A 20,588-nucleotide genomic window follows, 5' to 3' on the forward strand; every position below is an offset into this window, starting at 1 on the left:
GGTAATTATTGTTTCACTTGAGACATAACTTCTTCGTAGAAGTTGTCTTCTTTTTTCTCCAGACCTTCACCCAGTTCGAAACGAACAAAGCGACGTACGGAGATGTTTTCACCAATCGTACTGATTTTCTCGTTGATCAGTGTGGAAATCGTTTTGTCTGGATCTTTAATGAAAGATTGCTCCAGCAAGCAGAATTCTTCATAGAATTTACCGATGCGGCCTTCAACCATTTTTTCAACGATTTTTTCTGGTTTACCTTCGTTCAAAGCTTGTGCTTTCAGGATTTCTTTTTCTTTTTCAATCTCTTCCTGAGGCACTTCTTCGCGACGAACATAACGAGGGTTCGATGCAGCGATATGCATTGCAATGTCACGAACAAAATCTTTGAACTGGTCAGTTTTCGCCACGAAGTCTGTTTCGCAGTTTACTTCTACCAGTACGCCGATACGGCCGCCAGCATGGATGTAGGATTCAACAACGCCTTCAGTAGCAATACGGCCTGCTTTGTTGGCTGCAGCTGCAAGTCCTTTTTCACGTAGAACTTCAACCGCTTTTGTCAAATCACCATTTGCTTCTTCAAGCGCTTTTTTACAATCCAGCATTCCTGCGCCTGTTTTTTCACGAAGCTCTTTTACTGCGCTAGCATTAACTGCCATATTATTTCCCTCCAAATTTGATTTTCAGTGGTATATGCGACTTTATTCCTTAAAAAAAGGGTAGTGAGAGGTTTTCCACCTACCAACCACCCTTTTCATTTAATTCGTATAGGTATTTCCGATTGGAAATATTATGCTGTAGTTTCTTCGCCTTGGTTAGCTTCCATAACTGCATCAGCCATTTTACCTGTCAGCAATTTAACAGCGCGGATCGCGTCATCATTACCTGGGATAACATAGTCGATTTCGTCTGGATCGCAGTTTGTATCAACGATACCTACGATTGGGATACCCAATTTGCGAGCTTCAGCAACTGCGATACGCTCTTTGCGCGGATCAATGATAAACAGAGCACTTGGAAGGCCCTTCATGTTCTTGATACCGCCCAAGAATTTTTCAAGACGATCTTTTTCTTTGCGAAGAATGATAACTTCTTTTTTAGGAAGAACAGCAAATGTACCATCTTCTTCCCAAGCTTCCAATTGTTTCAAACGATCAATACGTTTTTGAATGGTTTGGAAGTTAGTCAGTGTACCACCCAACCAACGTTGGTTGATGTAGAATTGACCAGCGCGTGCTGCTTCTTCTTTAACGGAATCTTGCGCTTGTTTCTTCGTGCCTACGAACAGAATTGTACCATTCTCAGCTGCAATGCTTTTTACGAAGTTGTAAGCTTCCTCAACCTTTTTCACTGTCTTTTGCAAGTCAATGATGTAAATACCGTTTCTTTCAGTGAAGATATAACGATCCATTTTCGGGTTCCAGCGACGTGTTTGGTGACCAAAGTGAACCCCAGCTTCCAAAAGCTGTTTCATGGAGATTACTGCCATCTTCACGCACCTCCTAAGTTTGGTTTTTTTGTGTGTCCTCCGCCGACATCATTTTTTATAAAGACTTCCTATTGGAAGCACCCTTTATAAAATTAACCGACGTGCGTTTTTAACACCGTCAATTAATATACCATAACACTTGCAGCGTTGCAACCAGCTTTTCGACAATAATTGAAACTGTGTAAAAAGCGGCCTGTACAATTCCATCTGCCTGGCTTCTTAGCAAAATGTTTGTGACAATAAAGCATTAGACTCTCGCATTGCATTGAACGGACAGATAGTTCGAATATGTGCCCTGTTAGCCGCATCTGTTCAAGTCTTTCTTATATAGATGGCGCCATGCTGGGCGTACAGTAAAAAGCCATGACCGACTAACGGCCAAGGCTTTTTACACACGATCGAAATTGGTACCAATTCCCGATTAGTGCCCCATCATCGCTGGGTCCTAGCTGTCCCCGCCGACGGTACCTTCTTCTTCCTGCTGCTGCGGTTTACGCAGAAGGAGCGACAGAGCTACACCCGCAGTCGTTAGGCACGCGGACAGGAAGAACGTATCGCCGTAACCCGCGACGACAGCATTCAACGGATTCGCGTCCGCTCCCGCATTTGCGGTGTGGGAAGCGATTTGCGACGTCAGATAACCCGTCAGGCCTGCGACCGCGAACGAGAGGACAACTTGCTGAGCCGCTGTTGTCAATGGTGTGTCTCGGCTCACCAGGCGGCGAGGCGCAGAGTTCAGAACATGCGTGTTGAGCGGCATCATGGAGAAACCCATTCCGAGACCCATGGTGCAGATGCATAGGATAATAACCCAGAGCGGAGAATCCACAGATATACGGGACAAGATGAATAGAGAAAATTAGGAATAGAATTGTTTTATTGTTTTTTTATTCATCAATGCCGCTATCGATTATTTCATAGCGTTAATTTGTGTTCAATTTATTTTATATCCCTCTCCGATATATCTGAATATTGATCCAAATTGAGGATAGTTTTAACAATACACCGTGGTGTAATCCGCTAGGAGATGACCTTTGAATCCTTCAGGGGTCTTTTTATGTCCAACTAGCTCTGAATTGCAATAGGCTATGCTGTAAGCTATTGTGGGCGCTTCATACCCACTTTGAACTAAACAATAAAAAATCACTTTCGTTCGCATCGAAAAAAATAAAAAGCCGTCCTCTTCCCGATTAGGTCAGTTGGACGGCTTTTTCGTTATTTTAGTAATAATAGAACTGAAATCCTCACCTTTAGCAAACTGATAGGTGCCTGTACGAATTTTGGTATTGATTTTTTGAGCCTTAGCTGCTGCCTCAAATGCACTAGCATCCGATACGACTCCTGCCCGTTCCAATCCAGATGCCACACTTCTTAAATTGCTCCCTGATGCAATGCTATATTGCACTTGTGGAGTGGCAGGCTGCTTGGGAATATTGGGAGTAGTTGTAGTGCCAGCTCTTTGAGTTTCCGGCTTGTTCGGACTTTGTGGTACTGACGTGCTGGTCGAAGGCTTAGAAGCAGCCGAGGATGTGCTGTTTGCAGGTACCTTAGGTGTTGAAGGCGTTTGAGCTGGTTTAGCCTTTTGAGGTGCAACTGGAGTCTTGTTGCCTTCCTTGATCAGCTTATTACGCCATTCCTCTTCTGTCATTTTCGGATCAGAACTGTCACTGATCTGAAGATTTAACTCGGCTGCTGCCTTTTCTAGTTGTTCTCGCGTCATGTTTTTCGGGTCTGCCGAAGATTGCTGCGACTGCCCCTGACCAATTATTGCCAGCTGCAGCAGCAATGCCCCCATGATAAGACCAGTACCCATGCCTAACATAAATGAGCGGTTTTTGATCATATCACATCCTCCCGTTCCGCGAGTTGTAATATGAGCTGTACTTCGCCCCGCTGGATGCCTGATTGCTTGGCTATATAATCCACCGACTTGCCTTGCTCATGCATCGCGAACAACTCTTGATAACGATCTCGGATGGACTCTTGTTCCTGCTCAGTTTTAGGCTCTTGCAATGCCGTTTGCTCCTCTAAAGTTACAAAAGAAACTTCTGAATCTGAGATTGGCATAGAGACGGTAGCAAGCATTGCCTGACGCTCAAGCTCCACAATACGATTCCGAAGCTCAGCTACTTGCTCCTGTAATGCTGCCTGCTTAACCGCATGCTCCTGCTTCATACCAGATACGAGTTCAATCAGCTCGTCATTATCGTTTTCAATATCGGCCATATATTGCTCCAATGTAGCCTCAACCTTTTGAACGACGGCCTCTTCTGTTCCCCGGCTTGGCTGGCGCTTTGGCAGAAGCCAGGCGTAGACAACAGCTGCGGCTCCCAGCAGAACAATATAAATCCATGGTTGATCCACTGCCCATCGTCTCCTTTTATAACGCTTCTCCACCCATTGGATCAGAGCGAAAAATCAATATGATGTCCCTTATACGGATGCTCTGCCGGATGCTCCTTAGGTAGCTCAGTCTCATCTGAGCGAGAGCGGCTCTGCTGGGAAGAATCTCTGCTCTGCCCACCTGTTTGCCTCTCACCGACGAATGTTTCCGCAGACTGATCTATGGCACTGCTTCGCTGACGCATGTTCTCTGTCTCCAGCGCAGTCTTTTGTCCAAGTAATGCCTGGTCATTCATTGGCCGCTGCTGGGACTCACTATGGTATTTGCCTGCTTCACTGGTGCGAGGTACAGCAATTTGCAATTCAACAGCCTTCAAGCTCATGGGACCACACCCTTTCCGATTGGGCATCCGTATCAGACTACCGAGAAATATAATAAATTGAATTATTATCAGTGTAATGAATTACATGTAGGAGGACATGCTGATATCTCCCTCATGATAATAAAACGCCATTCTTTCCACAGAATCTTTAATAAATTTTGTATATCTGCCGATAACTATCTTAGAGCCACCGTAAATCACATTTTTCACTTCTACCCGGGCGCGGCTCGTATCTTCTAATGTTCGTTCTATTTCAAGCATTCTGGACTTAGTTTCCAAAAGTTCCTGTTCATTAGATTTTTTAGTAGATGTCAGCTTGATTCGCATAGCCATTCTGTCAGGTGCAAGCTGTCCAGCAGCCGCTAGCTGATCCAATATTGTGAGAGCCTTGTTCGTTTTATCCTGGCTGTCTGTCTGTTGCTTCAACCGTGCGCGAAGTTCTGTCAGTTCATCACGCAGTTCGGGAAGCACACCCACTTCAATATTAGTAGCTGTGGACATCGTATTACCGACGGTACGAGCCACTACCTTTTTACCAGCTTGTACACTGCCACCTACGATAAGCCCTTTTGTGCCTTCGCAGATTACATTATTACTCGCTTTGATCTGGGAATGCATGATGCTCTGGGATACAAGCACATCGGCTCCCGCAATCACGTTACCATCTTGTATAAACGAGCATTTCACATTTTGTGCAGCTTTCACAAATCCTTTATGGTATCCGATAATACCGCCGCTGATTTCCACTGAACCATCTGCCTCAATTTCAGCGCCTTCCACACCGCCAATGACACGAATGTCACCAGCCGCCCGAACGCGAAAACCGGTCAAGACATTCCCGCGAATGACGACGGTTCCAACAAAATCAATGTTACCGACGCTATAATCGACATCCCCATTCACTTCATACACAGGGAACACATTAAGCTTGCCCTTTTCAGTTGTAGTCACTAAACCATCAATAGCCGCATACATCGCAACGCCTTCCGGATGGATCACTACATTTTTTCCAACTTTAAAGCGTGCCTCTCTACCTGGAAGAAAAGGGATTTCCTCTCCGGTTACAGCAATCCCTGGTACACCTGGCAGAGGATCCACTCGTTCGGCAATCAGTTGTCCACGTTTTACATTTCTTAAACGAGTTAATTCTTTATAATCTACCCGTCCATCCACAGTTTCAAGTGGCTTATGTGCATCTTCACCAGTCACAATATCGGCCAGATTAATTTTTCCGTCTGTACCGTGGATCGGCTGCTTTCCCTGAGCAATCAGTAATTTCCCGAAGAAATGATCTTCCGGATTTGCAGCAAATGTGCGGATTGCATCGGTAATTACACCGTAGGATATTTTTTGGTTGCTTAGAAAACGTTCTAATTCTTGCACAGAACAGGCAAAGCCTTCTTCACGTTTGGCAAACTCCAAGTAGGCGGATTGTTTGTCAGGTGAGACAACCACTTTTAAAAACTGATCCAAAGCATACTGCTTCTCCACATGGGTGCTCCTTCCGTCTAACTGTTACTGTAACCTCCCGTACGTTAATCTTTACGCATTAGCAAATCCCGTTGTTTGTCCAGTGTCGCTCTCAGACGTAATATTGCTTTGGAATGCAACTGAGAAATTCGCGAAGGAGAAAGTGACATGACCTCAGCAATTTCGCTGAGTGACAAATCCTCGTAATACAATAAAGAAACAACGATACGCTCTTTTTCAGTTAATTTATCAATGCCTTGTGCCAAGGCATCACGCAGTGTGAATTCATTGACCTTATGATCTGGATTTTTCGCCTTTTCATCTACCAACAGGGAAAGCCGTGTTTCCGACTCTTCTTCGCGGATCGGGTCCTCTAGTGAGACAATCGACATTACAGCGACCTCTTGGATCATACTTTGAAACTCTTTCTCGGAGACGTCCAAATAATGACTCATCTCTTCGTCGCTTACTGTGCGTAAATACCTTTGTTCTAAATGCTGGTAGGCGTCTTCGATTTTTTTCGCTTTTTCCCTAACTGAACGAGGAACCCAATCTCCTTGACGAAGACCATCCAAAATTGCTCCGCGAACACGCCAAGAAGCATAAGTCTCAAACTGCAAACCACGCTCATAATCAAATTTCTCTAAAGCATCAATCAAACCCATAACACCGTTGCTCGCCAGATCATCCTTGGATACATTTTTAGGTAAGCCTACTGCAAGACGACCCGACACATATTCCACAATATGGAGATACTTTTCAATTAACTGCTTTTTTGCTTCCTTGTCACCGTGTTCTTTCCATTGCTCCCACAGCTCGGAATGGTTCAAATGAGCGGCTTTTCGCTCGTTCATCGGCTTCACCCTCCTTATTTGTCTGTCAGGTGACGAACGGCCTTGGCCAATTCTTCAGGGTCCTTGTTGGAAACCAGCTTGGGTGGGTTTAAAGGTGCAAAACCATTATTCCCCTCGTCCGTCTGCTCTGGTTTCGGTTTCAGCAATTCATTCAGGTTTTCATTTTCGTCTGGTGTCGTCAGGTCCAGATTTCCCCCTACGCCATCTACCTGAGAGCTTGCCCGGTCTTGGGCATTACCCAGATCTGGCCGCGCTACCACACCCAGTGTCCAGCGCAGCACAAATGCAAGTAGGAACCAAAAAACGAAGGCGATTAAGCCACGAATTAAGCTCGTGGTCAGCAGATTGCTGCCAACGGACAACACAAAAGTCAGAATAAATCCGACTACTCCAGACCAAAGATTAATGCGTAAGCTACCAAATAACATGTTTATAATTCCTTTACACCTTTTTGTACGCTTCGAATATTCAAAACGCCAGTTTCAGAGTCCAACTCAATCGTTCGTCCATAATTGCCACCCGTATCTTCCGCAATTAAAGGAATGCCCAGATCTACAAGCATTTCCTTGCACGATTCTACATTGCGCGGGCCAATCCGCATGGTGTCTCCACTACCTGCAAAGGCAAACATCTGCGCTCCTCCTGCCATTTTGGCAATCAGTCTGCGCCGTTCAGCACCCAGTTTCAACATTCGTTCAAATAACTCTGGCAGTGCTGTATCCGCATATTTGGCAATATTCAACTGCCCTTCACGCGCAATATCCGAGGACGGTAACATCACATGTGCCATGCCTGCCAGTTTCAAATGAGGATCATAGAGGGTCAATCCGACGCAGGAGCCAAGCCCTGTCGTGCGAATCGAGTTCGGGTTGCTGGTAACATTTAAATCTGCCATGCCGACTTTAATGATGCTTTTATCCTCAATCATCGTTCATCGGGACTCCTAACGACCTAAAGATTTTCCCGAACGATTCTGGATCAGGAATCAGGAAAAATTGACCCTCAATCTGATTCTGCCCTTCCAGAAACGATGTGTCAATCAATAAAGCAGCATCCCCCATCTGCCCAAACTGCAGCAGTCCGTAGCTGAGTATAGCTCCTGCCATATCCAGTGCCAGCGCAGGGACTGTTGGATACATGGATAAACGTGTGAAATCCGCCAACGAAGAAAGGTAGGAGCCTGCTAAAATGTTACCGATCTCCGACAGAGCTGAATGCTCCATTTCGTTAAAGCTATCCTCGTCATCCGAAGGAATATTCGCCAAACGGGAAAGTAAGCTTTTCGCCGCCTGAGGTTGCAATATGAAGAATAGATTACCAGGGGCTTCCCCTTCGACTCTAAAAAATATTGCAACAACAAGTTGTTCATTTCCGCCGACTTTGTCCGCAATTTCCTCAAAGGGCAGCATTTGCACTTTGGGCACACCCATATCGACTGGTTTATTGAGAAGCCGGGAGAGCGCTGTAGCAGCGTTCCCCGAGCCAATGTTGCCGACTTCTTTCAATACATCCAACTTGAAGTCTTCGAGATTTCCCAGATTCTCCATATATTAATCCTCTAAACCTTCCAGTTGGTTCATTTCGCTACGGTTCAAAACTTCGGACAAGTTCAGCATAATCAACAGACGTTCTTCACCAATTTTAGCAACTCCGCGAAGATATTTAGCCTTAACACCGCCAACCACTTCCGGTGGTGTCTCAATGTTGTCAGTATTCAGGTCAATAACATCATTCGCTGAATCCACGATAAAGCCGACTTGCATCTCGCCCACAGCAACGATAATAATACGTGTTTGATCGGTATATTCAGCTTCTGGTAATCCAAAACGGCCACGAAGATCAATAACCGGAATAACCACGCCTCTCATGTTGAATACACCTTTAACAAAATCGTAAGTTCTCGGAACCCGTGTAATCGGCACCATGCGTTCAATAGATTGGACTTTTTCTACTTCAACACCGTATTCCTCTTCACCAAGCTTAAATACGATAACTTTAATTTCTTCTCCCATGTTTAAAAAACCTCCCTATTGATGTCCGCAATCTCATATTTCTTTCATTTTTAATGAAGACATTATTTAATGAAAACATTCGGGTCAATGATCAAAGCAACCTGACCGTCACCCAGAATCGTGGCACCTGAAATTCCTTGGATGTTTGGAAGATACTTGCCCAGATTTTTAAGGACGATTTCACTTTGTCCCAAGAAGTCCTGTACGGAAAGAGCTGCCAGACGGTCTCCCTTACGGATGACCACGACCTCTGTCTCTTCTTCTTCATCTTCGTTGAAGTCCGGTACCTCAAACAGCTGACTCAAGGAGATAAGCGGGATATGAGAATCGCGGAAAGCAATCATCTTATTGCCATGCACAGAACGGATTTGCTTACGCTTGACGATCGCAGTTTCCACAATGGAAGACAAAGGAATCGCATATTTTTCAGAACCGATCTGTATCATCATGGCTGCAATAATGGATAGAGTCAACGGTAATTGTACAGAGAAATTAGTGCCCTGGCCCAATGTGGAGTGAACCGTAACATTACCACCCAAAGCGGTAATTTTAGATTTAACAACATCCAGACCGACACCGCGTCCTGATACGTCTGAAATGACTGCAGCTGTACTAAAGCCCGGAGCAAACAATACTTGATAAGCTTCCTCGTCGGTCATGGAAGCTGCTTGTTCTGCTGTCAAAATCCCTTTGGAAATAGCACTGTTTAGTACCTTTTCACGGTTAATCCCGTTCCCATCATCCTCAATCTCGATAAATACGTTATTACCGCTATGAAAAGCACGCAGTTGAACGGTTCCAGTTTCTGGTTTACCAGCTGCAATCCGGTCGGCTACCGACTCGATGCCATGATCCACGGAGTTACGTAGCAAATGCACCAGAGGATCACCAATCTCGTCGATAACCGTCCGATCCATTTCAGTCTCTGCTCCAGTAATAACCAATTCCAGTTTTTTATCCAGCGACTTGGCCAGATCGCGAACCATACGCGGGAAACGGTTGAAAACAGTATCTACAGGTACCATCCGCAATTTGAGAACAACATTTTGCAAATCACTGCTCACACGACTCATATGCTCAACCGTTTCCGTCAGTGCTGGATTGGAAGCCTCACTGGCTAACTGTTCTAAGCGCACACGGTCAATGAGCAACTCGCTGAATAAATTCATAAGTACATCCAGACGTTCAATATCTACGCGAATCGTACGGTTGTGCGTAGGAGCAGCCGCCTTGGCTGCTGGCGCTTTACCTGCAGCTGGCTTGGCAACAGAGGCCGCAGCTGGAGACTGCGGCTGAGATGGAGCGGGTGGCTGCACGGCAACAGCTGCTTCCTGTACCGCCGCTGTCTCAGCGAGTCCGGCAGTAACTTCGCTCATTTGTTTAAGCGATTCCTGATCCAGTTGTACCACTGAGACCGTGTCAATTTCAGAGATACCCGTGATTTCCTTTTCCAGCTCCCCAACTTCTTTCTGCGTTATGTAATATAACGAGAAGCTTTGTTCGAATTTTTCCTGCTCGATATCCTGTACGGACGGATAGGCCTTGACGATTTCACCAGAGTTTTCCAGTGTGTTGAATACCATAAAGGCACGTGCCGCCTTCAGCTGGCTCTCTGAACTGATTGTTACCTGTATATAGTGAACACGATGCCCTTCAGAAATCGATTGCTCCAGTACAGAATACTGGAATTGGTCCAAAACCAATCCAGCACTATCGTTAGTGCCTGCTTTTGTAGAAGTAGACTCTTCAGTGGCGGCATTTGAGCCGGACTTTAGGAAATCCCCGCTCACGATAGATTGCAATGAAGATACAATAGAGGAGACATCCGCTTTTCCATCGCCTCCCTCTGTAATGTGCTGCACCATGGATTCCAGGGCATCCAAACCTTTAAATAAGGTATCGAATATAAATTCATGCATCGCCAGCTTGTTGTTACGTACCAGATCAAGAACGTTTTCCATTTGGTGAGTGAGCGATGCCAGGTCTTCAAACCCCATCGTAGCAGCCATTCCTTTGAGGGTATGGGCAGAACGGAAAATCACCTGAACGATGCCTAGATCGGTTGGGTTGCTTTCCAGTTGAAGCATATTTTCGTTAAGAGATTGCAGATGATCATTCGACTCATCAATAAACATGTTTAAATATTGGTTCATGTCCATTGTGAGACACCTCCTCCATGAGTTACACTCCGATTATTTCACAACTTGTACAAGCTTGGGGGCGATCTCCTGCATTGGCAGAAGGTGGCGCACACATTTTAATTCAACTGCTGAGCGGGGCATTCCGTACACTACACAAGTCTCCTCATTTTCAGCAAATGTGGATTGAACCCCAGCGTCATAAAGCTTTTTCATCATTTTAGCCCCGTCGCTACCCATTCCAGTAAGCAATACTAGATGTCTTTCCAGCGCGGTTAAAGAGAGCAGCGATTCGAACATCGTATCTACAGAAGGACGGTGACCATTGCGAGCCTCCTCCATCTTCAGTGACACCGTGTATTTACCACCGGCTCCAGGCACAATTCTTAGCTGATATCCCCCTGGTGCGATGTAGGCTGTTCCCGTCTCCAGCGTCATCCCCTGCTCAGCCTCCACAACGCGTAGTGGACTCAATGTGTTCAAACGTTGTGCTAGCGAACGAGTAAAGTTTGGTGGCATATGCTGAACGATAACGATTGGAGCTGGAAAATCCCCAGGAATGCGCTCCAACAGGGTCTTAAGAGCCCGTGGTCCGCCAGTAGAACATCCGACCGCCACCAGTTTTCGAAAGCTGGACGTATGCACACCTTTTTTAAGTGACAATCCCTGTGGTGCAGCTGGAGCTGTAGGTGCTGTTACTGGAGGCGTTGCAGCCGCAGGAGCGGAAGAAGCTGATGAAGTTACCGTCTTCCGTGACTCCGGCTTGACAAGCCCTGCTTTATCCTTACCCTGTATTGATTTGCCAGCAGCCGGATCAGAGCTCTTCAGCTGTCCCGACGTTATTCCCGTACTCATGGACAAGTTTTCTTTTTTCTGCACATGAGGTGCTTGCACTGGTTTCCTTGGCTGAACAGCTGGCTTGTCTATGCGGCCACCTGTAGCAGATGTTCGAGACAGCTGCTTTTTAGTTTCCTGCTTGGCAGCTGTTGGGACGGACTTCCCAGCATCTTTCTTTGGTTGAGCCGATGCAGCAGGTGGAGGAGCAAGCGGAACAACAGGAGGCTTGTCTGCCGAAGCTTGACTTCCAGCTCGTTTCTCAGCCGCAGCCTGTCCAGGTGGCTTTTCCATTGGCGTTTTTTTCGCTTGTTCCATTGCAGCTTTGCGCTCATTCGCTTCCTTGCGCTCCAAGCGGCTGCGTACTGCTTGCATAGCAGTATGCATCTGTTCGAGCAACGCCTTGCTCACCTGCTCAATATCTTGCGCATGAGCAATGGAAGGCTTTCTTATAAAATCGAAAGCTCCTGCCTCCAGAGCCATGATGGTCTCCTTCATGCCTTGTTCATTAATGCCTGACAACATAATGACAGGTAGCGGATGGGCTGCCATAATCAGTGGCAACGCTTCAAGACCATTCATTTCAGGCATTTCGACATCCATGGTGACCAAATCAGGCTGCAATTCTTTCACTTTCTCTACAGCCTCTCTGCCATTGGCGGCTGTACCTACGATGTTGAACGACTCATCCCTTACAATAAGATCTGTAATAATTTTGCGCATAAAGGCCGAATCATCTACAACCAGCACCCGGTAAGCACACATGTTAAACACCCCTGTTTCCTCTCATCAAAAATCAATGCATAGAACGCCGCAACCATTTTTGCATAAATCCTTTGATTCCACTCAATGCACCTGGTTGTGGAACCTGTGGCATTGCTGCAAAACGGTGTGCCAGATTCAGTACATCTTTTGAAGCCGCGCATCCCGGAAAAGCAACCATAAAAGGTACTTGTCTTTTGACTGCCTGCATGACATGAGTATCATCACTGATATGTCCAAGCAGCGGGATTTCAATCTCCAAAAAGCGTTTCGCAACAAGTGCGATCTTATCGGCAACTTGACGGGCCTCATTATCGTTATCGGCACGATTGACTATAATTTTGAATACCGTATCTTTCTGCAACCCGTTGACGACTTTAATTAGTGCATACGCATCTGTTAAGGACGTCGGTTCTGGGGTGGTTACTACCATACATTCGTCAGCTGAAGTGATGAATTTAAGATTTTCTTTGGATAAACCTGCACCTGTATCAAAAAGAATATAATCCATGTCTGCTGCCATTTTTTCTACTTCTTCGGCAAAATAATTCAGATTCTCATCTGATAACGCAAACAGTTCGCTTAAGCCTGAGCCTCCAGCAATATAAGGCAAACCACCTATACCCGTTTGAATAATCTCATCAATTGATTTTTCACGTTTTAACAAGTGAAGAAGATTGTATTGTGAATGGGCCCCCATCAACACATCAATATTAGCCATACCGATGTCAGCATCAAACACAAGTACCTTTCGACCAAGTGATTTCAGGGCCAATGCAAAGTTCAGCGTAAAATTGGATTTGCCCACCCCGCCTTTACCACTGGTGATCGTTATAATTTTTGCGTGACGATTACGTGGGGGTAATCGATACTTATCCAAGGATGAAGCCATTTGTCTAAGTGATTGGGCTTGATCACTCATATGGAATCTCCGTTAACTCCTGACGATACTTTGGCTCCAAGTAGCATATTTGTCACCATTTCTGCATCGGGATGAAGCAGGTCGTCAGGAACATTTTGTCCATTCGTAATATAGGCCAACTGCATCGGAAACTGGTGTAAAAGATTAAACATGCCGCCACAACTGCCCGTCTCATCCATCTTGGTAAATACAACCTTCCCAAGACCAAACTTACTGAAATGTCCAGTTATATTGAGCATATCCCTGCTTTTGGATGTCAGGCTGAGTACCAGATACGTCTCACTTTCATTAATAGGTGAAAGCAGACTTTGCAGTTCTGATACAAGCAGTTCATTACGATAATTTCGCCCTGCAGTATCCATGAGGATCAAGTCACAATGCTCCAGACGTTGAATAGCCCTTTGGACGTCACCGGGAGATTGCACAACTTCAAGCGGTACATTCAAAATCGTAGCATATGTACGCAGTTGCTCGACGGCTGAAATCCGGTACGTGTCAGAAGTAATAAATCCAACTTTGCGATGATGTTTGAACAACTGTTCCGCTGCCAACTTCGCAATGGTTGTCGTTTTTCCTACTCCGGTAGGTCCTGCAACATACACAATTTTGGTATCTTGGGAGATCCCTTTATCCAGTCTTGTCTGTATAAAACTGGTCACTTCCTCACGAAAGGCTTGTTCCCAATCAAAAGTTTCAGGCGCAAAAGGATGCTCACTTCGACGCACATGTACCTGTTCGATCCAGTATTCCAGTAAATCACGTTCCACTTCCTGTTCCAACACATGCTCACAGATCTCATGTAGCGCCTCAGGCCAAGTACTTTCCATTGAAGAGTTTCTGGAGAATCGAGTCATCATCGCTTTCATTTCCCGCAATTCATTAAGCAATGCCTGATTTTCCTCAGCTCCACTCTTGTCTGGAACACTTGCTTCGATTGGCCGTTTATGCAGCTCACTGGATGATTTCAGGTTCGAAAGCAATACTTCTTGATCAAATGCCTGAGATAGAGTCTCTAGGTTATTAGCAGACCTTGGCGACAAATGCTCCGTTGCTGATGCAACTTGTTCTGTATTAACCGTTAAATCAGCTTGTTCTTCTTTGGAACTACCGGTTATCTGTTGTGTAACCCGCCGATAAGCTTCTGGAGCTGCTTGTCTGGGGACTACAGGTACTGATGGTTTTTCCAGCTTCTCAAGGGTGCTCATTAGAGGCGAAGCAGCCCGGGCAAGCTGGTGTGACGAGCGTTCAGTCCGCCGAGACTTTTGAGGTTGCTGCTCCTCAACTGCAGCAACCACTTCAATTTTCTTTTTACTGAACATCCCCATAAAACCGCCGACCTTCACTTCCTTGGTACTTAAAATGACGGCATCTGTTCCTAAGTCACCCCTGATTTGCAGCATGGCTTCTGGCATGGTATCCACTAGATATCGTTTCACTCTCATAAGTTCACCACCCCGACACTTTGAATTTCAACGTTCGGCTCCAGCTCACTGTACGACAGCACCGGGACATCCTGCATCGTCCGCTCCATCACTTGCCGCAAATACATACGTATTGTCGGTGACGTTAACACAATAGGCTGCTGTCCCGATTGAATAAGACGGTTGATTTGCTCCATCATCCTTTGATACACCGTTTGCGTTGACACCGGATCAAGAGCCAAATAGCTACCTTGCTCCGACTGCTGCACGCTCTCAGCAATTTTCTTCTCCAATCCTGGTCCCACGGTAATAACACGCAACGTTTCTCCCTGCTGTGCAAATTGCTGCGTAATCTGACGTGATAACGCTTGACGAACATATTCAGTCAGCACGTCTGGATCTTTTGTATAAGTACCATAGTCAGCCAGCGTCTCGAATATAGTCACCATGTCGCGAATAGAGATTTTTTCTTTCAACAGCTTGGCCAGCACTTTTTGTACGTCCCCAATCGCAAGCACAGAAGGAATAAGGTCGTCCACCAGCACTGGATAATTCTCCTTGAGATTGTCAACCAGCGAACGTGTTTCCTGTCTGCCAAGCAACTCATGGGCATGCTTCTTAATCGTCTCTGTTAGATGAGTAGCTACAACTGAAGGTGGATCAACCACTGTATAACCTGACAGTTCAGCAACATCCTTCGTGTTCTCGTCAATCCAGAGCGCAGGCAATCCGAAGGCCGGTTCTGTCGTTTCAATCCCTGTAATGGAGTCGTCGTCGTATCCCGGACTCATAGCCAGATAATGATTCAACAACAGTTCTCCACCGCCTACTGTATTGCCTTTAATTTTAATTACATATTCGTTAGGCTTGAGCTGAATGTTGTCCCGAATACGAATAACCGGCACAACCAAACCCAGCTCCAAGGCGCATTGACGGCGAATCATAATAATCCGATCCAGTAGATCACCGCCTTGCTGTGTATCCGCCAACGGAATCAACCCGTACCCAAACTCAAATTCAATCGGATCTACTTGAAGCAAATTAATGACACTTTCCGGACTACGCACCTCTTCGATTTGTTGCTCCTCCTCCAGCTGTTCATCAGCAATTTGCTTGCGTTCCATATTGCCCTGCATTCTTCGGGCTGCAAAAAACAATAGAATCGCAAGTGGAAGAGTTGTAATAATATGAATAGGTGTGAAAAGGCCCAATAATGCAATGGTGGCAGCCACTATGTAGATCAATTTTGGATATGAAAAGAGCTGTCCGGTTAAATCCTCTGCCAAGTTGCCATCCGACGTAGCCCGCGTAACAATCAAGCCTGAAGCCGTGGATATGAGCAGCGCGGGAATCTGGCTGACCAATCCATCACCGATCGTGAGAACAGAATACGTTGACAGCGCTTCTTGAAATCCTTTTCCCTGAACGGCCATACCGATAATAAAGCCGCCCACCAGGTTAATGATCAAAATGATAATACTGGCGATCGCATCGCCTTTAACGAATTTACTCGCACCATCCATAGCTCCGTAAAAATCCGCTTCCCGTTCGATTTTACTGCGTCGTTCACGGGCTTGCTGCTCATTAATTAGACCTGCATTCAAATCAGCATCAATACTCATTTGTTTACCTGGCATCGCATCCAATGTAAACCGGGCGCCCACCTCTGCTACCCGCTCCGATCCTTTGGTAATAACAATGAACTGTACGACCACAAGAATGAGGAAGACAACAAAACCGACGGCAATTTGGCCGCCTGCAATCCAGCTACCAAACGTAGCAACTACTTCGCCGGCATGACCCTCACCTAAAATAAGTTTGGTCGTAGAAATGTTGAGCGCCAAACGAAACAACGTTGTAATGAGCAGCAATGAAGGAAAGATAGAGAACTGTAAAGCTTCCTTCGTGTTCATTGAAACAAGTAGAATCATCAAAGCAATAGAAATATTAATGACGAGCAGAATATCCAGCAGCCATGAAGGGATCGGGAGAATCATCATAAGAACGATACCGATGACGCCTGCAAGGACGGTTATTTCTTTTATTTTCACGGGTCTCTTGGCCTCCGATCCCTTTATTTCACTTTACCTTTTAATTTATATACATACGCCAGCACTTCAGCAACGGCCTGAAAAAGATCAGCTGGTATCGCATCCCCGATTTCGGCTCTTTGAAACAGCGCCCGCGCCAGCGGCTTGTTTTCCATCGTTATAACGCCGTTTTGCTTGGCAATTTCCTTAATTCGGAGCGCGACATAATCTTGTCCTTTCGCAATAATCTGCGGCGCCTCCATCTCCGAACCGTCATATTTCAAAGCCACAGCAAAGTGCGTAGGGTTGGTGATGATGACATCTGCATTAGGAACCTCCTGCATCATGCGCTGCATAGCCATACGGCGCTGCCGCTCGCGAATTTTCCCTTTGATCAGCGGGTCACCCTCCATTTTCTTGTACTCATCTTTGATATCCTGTTTGGACATTTTCAGATTTTTCTCATGCTCATAACGTTGATACATATAATCCAATATTGCTAAAATGAACAGCACCACACCAATTTTGAGTCCCAGTTCCATTGTTAATGAAGCCGTAAAACTCAACATCTGGTCGCCGGACATCTCAGCCAGTTTGGGTAGGTCAGCCTTTGTTTTCCAAAGTACGCTGTACACCAGATAACCAATTACGGTCATTTTTAAAACAGATTTCAGGAATTCAACTAATGACCTCATGGAAAAAATATTTTTGAATCCTTTAATCGGGTCAATCTTGCTAAACTTGGGTGTAATGCCCTCTCCGGTTAATAAAAAACCGATCTGCATATAATTCGCTGCGATCCCGATGACAATGGCACCCACAAAAATAGGAGCCAGCATAATCAAGATTTGCACACCATACTCACCCATCATCAGTAGCGTTGTATTCGGTGTTACTTCCATAGACAGCCGATTCACAAAAATATCCCGAAACAAGCGGACCGCATGATCCTTAAAATACCCGCCGAAAATCATGAGGCAAAAAAACGTAACTAGCAGGACACCAGCAGCGGGCAACTCCATGCTCTTGGCAACCTGCCCTTTTTGTCTTGCATCCTGTTTCTTCTTGGGTGTAGCTTTTTCCGTTTTTTCCCCTGAGAACAACTGCAGGTTCATAGCATATTTAAATGACAAACTACGTTCCTCCAGACCAGACATTAAGGACGATTACCCATAACATCCAACAAGTTGCGCATGGATTCGAACATCACAGAAAACAATCTTTCGAATATAAAAGCAAAACCTGGCATAAGAAGCAGTAACATGAACAATCCCACAATTATTTTTAGCGGCACGCCAATGACAAAAATATTAAATTGCGGTGCTGTTTTAGCTAAAAAACCGAGTCCCACATCCGTTAAAAAGGTAGCTACTACAATGGGAGCAGCAATTTGAAAGGCCAGCATAAACGATTCCGCAAAAGAACGTACCAGGAATTCAGTTACACTGCCACCATACAGCTTTATAAAAAAATCATTTGTCAGCGGTACCCAATCATAACTGTATAAAATAGCGTTTAGCAGATGATGGTGCCCGTTTATGCTCAAAAAGAACAATACAGCTATGGCGAACTTGAAATTACCCGTAAGAGGCGTTGAAGCCCCTGTCATGGGATCAAATACACTGGCCATTCCGAATCCCACCTGTAGGTCTATAAATGAACCTGCGGTTTGGATCGCTGTCATGAACAAATATGCAGTAAACCCCAGCAACAACCCGATCAGCACCTCACGCCCTACTAACAGCACATATGCTACATCGGTCGGCACCTGTTGATGCGTACCATATGTAAGATACACGACCAAAGCTAGAAATCCTGAAATTCCGACCTTAAAGATATTAGGTACCCCTCGGGTTGAAAAAATAGGCGCTACTACAAAAAACGAGGTAATCCGACAAAAAATCAGCAAAAAAACAGGAAAACTCTGCAACAATATGTTCATCACTTTTCAGCCTAACCTATATATTTGTACAGATTGTCCAGAATGTTATACGTAAAGTCCACTAATGTGGTCAATATCCAGGGCCCGAACAAAAGCAATGCCAGCAATACGGCGACAATCTTCGGAACAAAGGCCAGTGTCTGCTCCTGAATTTGAGTTGTCGCTTGAAAAACACTGATAATCAAACCCACGACTAGCCCCAAAATCAGCATCGGAGCACTCACCTTGAGTACAATGTACACCGCTTGCCCAGCCAGGGAAATAATAAACTCCGAAGTCATTGCCGTCCTCCTTGATTGCTGTCCTTGCAGAAAGTATTCATGTATTAAAACTCAGAAGTAATGATTTGACGACCAAATACCAACCATCTACAAGTACGAAGAGCAGTATTTTAAAAGGAAGCGAGATCATTACTGGTGGTAGCATCATCATCCCCATAGCCATGAGTGTACTGGACACTACAATGTCTATAACTAAAAAGGGTATGAAAATCATAAAGCCCATCTGAAATGCCGTTTTCAACTCACTGATTGCATAAGCCGGAACCATCACCGTTAGTGGAATATCTTGATAATTCTTTGGTTTTTCCATCTTGGTGTATTTCATAAAGAGCAGTAGATCCTTCTCACGTGTATGAGAGAACATAAAGGTCTTAATGGGTACCGATGCCTTATCCAGTGCCTGAGACTGTGTTATATCCCCCTTGAGATACGGCTGAAGCGCAGTTTCGTTCATAGCGGAGAAGGTCGGTGCCATAATAAATAAAGTGAGAAACAAGGCCAGTCCGACAAGCACCTGATTGGGCGGCATCTGCTGAGTTCCCAGTGAAGTTCGCACAAAGCCAAGTACAATCACGATACGCGTAAAACTTGTCATAAGTACAAGCAACGCGGGCGCTACACTAATGACAGTAATAAGTAAAATAATAGACAGCGAGGTGGCACCGGGCTGTCCTTTGTCCGAATTGCCGACTTGAATATCAATGTTCGGAATCGGTTCCGCAGAGGCCGCCGTCACCGAAATGAAGCTGAATAAGACAAGCAGCAAACATGCTAGTATAATCTTTTTTCTCATGAATCTCCCGACCGATCTGTAGTATTCTCCTCATTGCGCAGCTTTTCAAGTTTATCCTTGCGATTCGGCATCTGCCGGAGCTTGGATTCAAACATCTCATGAAAAGACGTCTCCTCTTCAGACTGCTGCTGCTGTGCCGCGTTGTTCCGGCGAAGCTTATCCGCAATTTTAGCGAATAGCGGGGCAATCGGGCCGCGCTGCAGAGAAGCTTCCTGCTCCAGTGCGGCCAAAATTTGCTCCACTTCTTCAGGATCGGATACTTTGTCAATAAGCCGGATATCTTCTCCCACACCAATGAGGTACACACTGCTACCAACTTCAACAAGCTGAAGGGATTTATTGGGGCCAAGCCCCACGCCTCCCAGTATGCGAACGGAGCGGTTGCTGAACCAGCTCTGATTTCTTTTACTCAAAAACCGTATCAAGTACACGATCAGTACGATGATAAAGATTAGCACGAAAAGGACCCAAGCAATGTTTCCTATATTGCTGGATGTACTCAAAGCGTCAGAGGCACCCTGTTGTGTATCCATACTGGATGCGCCTTACACACCCAGTGTTTTGTTGATGGCTTCGATAACCCGATCCGATTGGAATGGCTTAACGATAAAATCTTTTGCACCAGCTTGAATGGCATCAATTACCATAGCTTGCTGCCCCATCGCGGAACACATGATAACCTTTGCATTCGGGTCAATTTGTTTGATTTCCTTCAGAGCGGCAATGCCGTCCATCTCAGGCATCGTGATATCCATCGTAATCAGGTCCGGACGAAGCTCCTTGAATTTTTCAATGGCCTGTGATCCATCCTGGGCCTCTCCTACTACTTCAAATCCATTTTTGGACAGGATGTCCCGAATCATCATTCTCATAAATGCAGCATCGTCCACGATCAAAATACGGTTTGCCATCTGAAA

23 protein-coding genes are annotated in these 20,588 nt (G+C 45.5%); all 23 read right to left on the reverse strand.

What is annotated here, in order from left to right; translation table 11 throughout:
• Positions 1 to 5: 5 nt before the first annotated feature.
• Positions 6 to 656 carry a translation elongation factor Ts gene (gene tsf, locus HFE01_RS15590; RefSeq protein ID WP_013370709.1) on the reverse strand — a complete coding sequence of 217 codons (651 nt, stop codon included), beginning with the start codon at positions 654 to 656 and terminating at the stop codon, positions 6 to 8.
• Between the two features lie 131 nt (positions 657 to 787).
• Entirely contained in the window at positions 788 to 1,486 is a 699-nt protein-coding gene (gene rpsB, locus HFE01_RS15595; protein WP_013309916.1) for a 30S ribosomal protein S2, read from the reverse strand.
• A gap of 445 nt (positions 1,487 to 1,931) precedes the next feature.
• Positions 1,932 to 2,183 (reverse strand): hypothetical protein, encoded by a 252-nt coding sequence (locus tag HFE01_RS15600; protein WP_038978160.1) that lies wholly within the window; start codon positions 2,181 to 2,183, stop codon positions 1,932 to 1,934.
• Positions 2,184 to 2,681: 498 nt separating this feature from the next.
• Positions 2,682 to 3,329, reverse strand: coding sequence for an endolytic transglycosylase MltG (locus HFE01_RS15605; RefSeq protein ID WP_107734234.1), 648 nt, complete (start codon positions 3,327 to 3,329; stop codon positions 2,682 to 2,684).
• Positions 3,326 to 3,850: a DUF6115 domain-containing protein gene (locus HFE01_RS15610; protein ID WP_107734235.1), complete on the reverse strand. Its 525-nt coding sequence runs from the start codon at positions 3,848 to 3,850 to the stop codon at positions 3,326 to 3,328. Before HFE01_RS15610 ends, HFE01_RS15605 begins: the two co-directional genes overlap by 4 nt.
• 41 nt (positions 3,851 to 3,891) lie before the next feature.
• Positions 3,892 to 4,212, reverse strand: coding sequence for a hypothetical protein (locus HFE01_RS15615; RefSeq protein ID WP_031463324.1), 321 nt, complete (start codon positions 4,210 to 4,212; stop codon positions 3,892 to 3,894).
• Between the two features lie 81 nt (positions 4,213 to 4,293).
• Entirely contained in the window at positions 4,294 to 5,703 is a 1,410-nt protein-coding gene (locus tag HFE01_RS15620) for a DUF342 domain-containing protein (RefSeq protein WP_107734236.1), read from the reverse strand.
• A 44-nt stretch (positions 5,704 to 5,747) separates the two neighbouring features.
• Positions 5,748 to 6,536, reverse strand: coding sequence for a FliA/WhiG family RNA polymerase sigma factor (locus HFE01_RS15625; RefSeq protein ID WP_016820968.1), 789 nt, complete (start codon positions 6,534 to 6,536; stop codon positions 5,748 to 5,750).
• A gap of 14 nt (positions 6,537 to 6,550) precedes the next feature.
• Entirely contained in the window at positions 6,551 to 6,964 is a 414-nt protein-coding gene (locus tag HFE01_RS15630) for a hypothetical protein (RefSeq protein ID WP_013370699.1), read from the reverse strand.
• Between the two features lie 2 nt (positions 6,965 to 6,966).
• Positions 6,967 to 7,464, reverse strand: a complete 498-nt coding sequence (locus HFE01_RS15635) for a chemotaxis protein CheD (protein ID WP_010346358.1) — start codon at positions 7,462 to 7,464, stop codon at positions 6,967 to 6,969.
• Complete coding sequence (locus HFE01_RS15640) at positions 7,457 to 8,083, reverse strand: chemotaxis protein CheC (RefSeq protein ID WP_013309909.1); 627 nt, start codon at positions 8,081 to 8,083, stop codon at positions 7,457 to 7,459. The genes HFE01_RS15635 and HFE01_RS15640 overlap by 8 nt, the downstream gene beginning before the upstream one ends.
• A gap of 3 nt (positions 8,084 to 8,086) precedes the next feature.
• Positions 8,087 to 8,548, reverse strand: coding sequence for a chemotaxis protein CheW (locus HFE01_RS15645; protein ID WP_013370696.1), 462 nt, complete (start codon positions 8,546 to 8,548; stop codon positions 8,087 to 8,089).
• A gap of 62 nt (positions 8,549 to 8,610) precedes the next feature.
• Positions 8,611 to 10,707 carry a chemotaxis protein CheA gene (locus HFE01_RS15650; protein ID WP_107734237.1) on the reverse strand — a complete coding sequence of 699 codons (2,097 nt, stop codon included), beginning with the start codon at positions 10,705 to 10,707 and terminating at the stop codon, positions 8,611 to 8,613.
• A 33-nt stretch (positions 10,708 to 10,740) separates the two neighbouring features.
• Complete coding sequence (cheB, locus tag HFE01_RS15655) at positions 10,741 to 12,285, reverse strand: chemotaxis-specific protein-glutamate methyltransferase CheB (protein ID WP_107734238.1); 1,545 nt, start codon at positions 12,283 to 12,285, stop codon at positions 10,741 to 10,743.
• A 31-nt stretch (positions 12,286 to 12,316) separates the two neighbouring features.
• A complete protein-coding gene (locus HFE01_RS15660) occupies positions 12,317 to 13,204 on the reverse strand; it encodes a MinD/ParA family protein (RefSeq protein WP_102997888.1) in 888 nt (295 codons plus the stop codon).
• Entirely contained in the window at positions 13,201 to 14,646 is a 1,446-nt protein-coding gene (flhF, locus tag HFE01_RS15665) for a flagellar biosynthesis GTPase FlhF (RefSeq protein WP_107734239.1), read from the reverse strand. Before flhF ends, HFE01_RS15660 begins: the two co-directional genes overlap by 4 nt.
• The gene (gene flhA / locus HFE01_RS15670; RefSeq protein ID WP_016820963.1) at positions 14,643 to 16,676 is read right to left on the reverse strand and encodes a flagellar biosynthesis protein FlhA; all 2,034 of its coding nucleotides are present in this window, start codon (positions 16,674 to 16,676) and stop codon (positions 14,643 to 14,645) included. Before flhA ends, flhF begins: the two co-directional genes overlap by 4 nt.
• A 23-nt stretch (positions 16,677 to 16,699) precedes the next feature.
• Positions 16,700 to 17,812, reverse strand: a complete 1,113-nt coding sequence (flhB, locus tag HFE01_RS15675; protein ID WP_019686992.1) for a flagellar biosynthesis protein FlhB — start codon at positions 17,810 to 17,812, stop codon at positions 16,700 to 16,702.
• Positions 17,812 to 18,597: a flagellar biosynthetic protein FliR gene (fliR, locus tag HFE01_RS15680; protein ID WP_029514992.1), complete on the reverse strand. Its 786-nt coding sequence runs from the start codon at positions 18,595 to 18,597 to the stop codon at positions 17,812 to 17,814. The genes flhB and fliR overlap by 1 nt, the downstream gene beginning before the upstream one ends.
• 11 nt (positions 18,598 to 18,608) lie before the next feature.
• Positions 18,609 to 18,878 (reverse strand): flagellar biosynthesis protein FliQ, encoded by a 270-nt coding sequence (gene fliQ, locus HFE01_RS15685; RefSeq protein ID WP_107734240.1) that lies wholly within the window; start codon positions 18,876 to 18,878, stop codon positions 18,609 to 18,611.
• A 37-nt stretch (positions 18,879 to 18,915) separates the two neighbouring features.
• Positions 18,916 to 19,671: a flagellar type III secretion system pore protein FliP gene (gene fliP, locus HFE01_RS15690; RefSeq protein WP_013309901.1), complete on the reverse strand. Its 756-nt coding sequence runs from the start codon at positions 19,669 to 19,671 to the stop codon at positions 18,916 to 18,918.
• Entirely contained in the window at positions 19,668 to 20,204 is a 537-nt protein-coding gene (locus HFE01_RS15695; RefSeq protein WP_107734241.1) for a flagellar biosynthetic protein FliO, read from the reverse strand. Before HFE01_RS15695 ends, fliP begins: the two co-directional genes overlap by 4 nt.
• A gap of 12 nt (positions 20,205 to 20,216) precedes the next feature.
• Positions 20,217 to 20,582, reverse strand: coding sequence for a response regulator (locus HFE01_RS15700; RefSeq protein WP_013370687.1), 366 nt, complete (start codon positions 20,580 to 20,582; stop codon positions 20,217 to 20,219).
• Positions 20,583 to 20,588 lie beyond the last annotated feature (6 nt).

Origin of the sequence: Paenibacillus sp. EKM10P (assembly GCF_011800655.1) — a bacterium.
Lineage (GTDB): Bacteria > Bacillota > Bacilli > Paenibacillales > Paenibacillaceae > Paenibacillus > Paenibacillus polymyxa.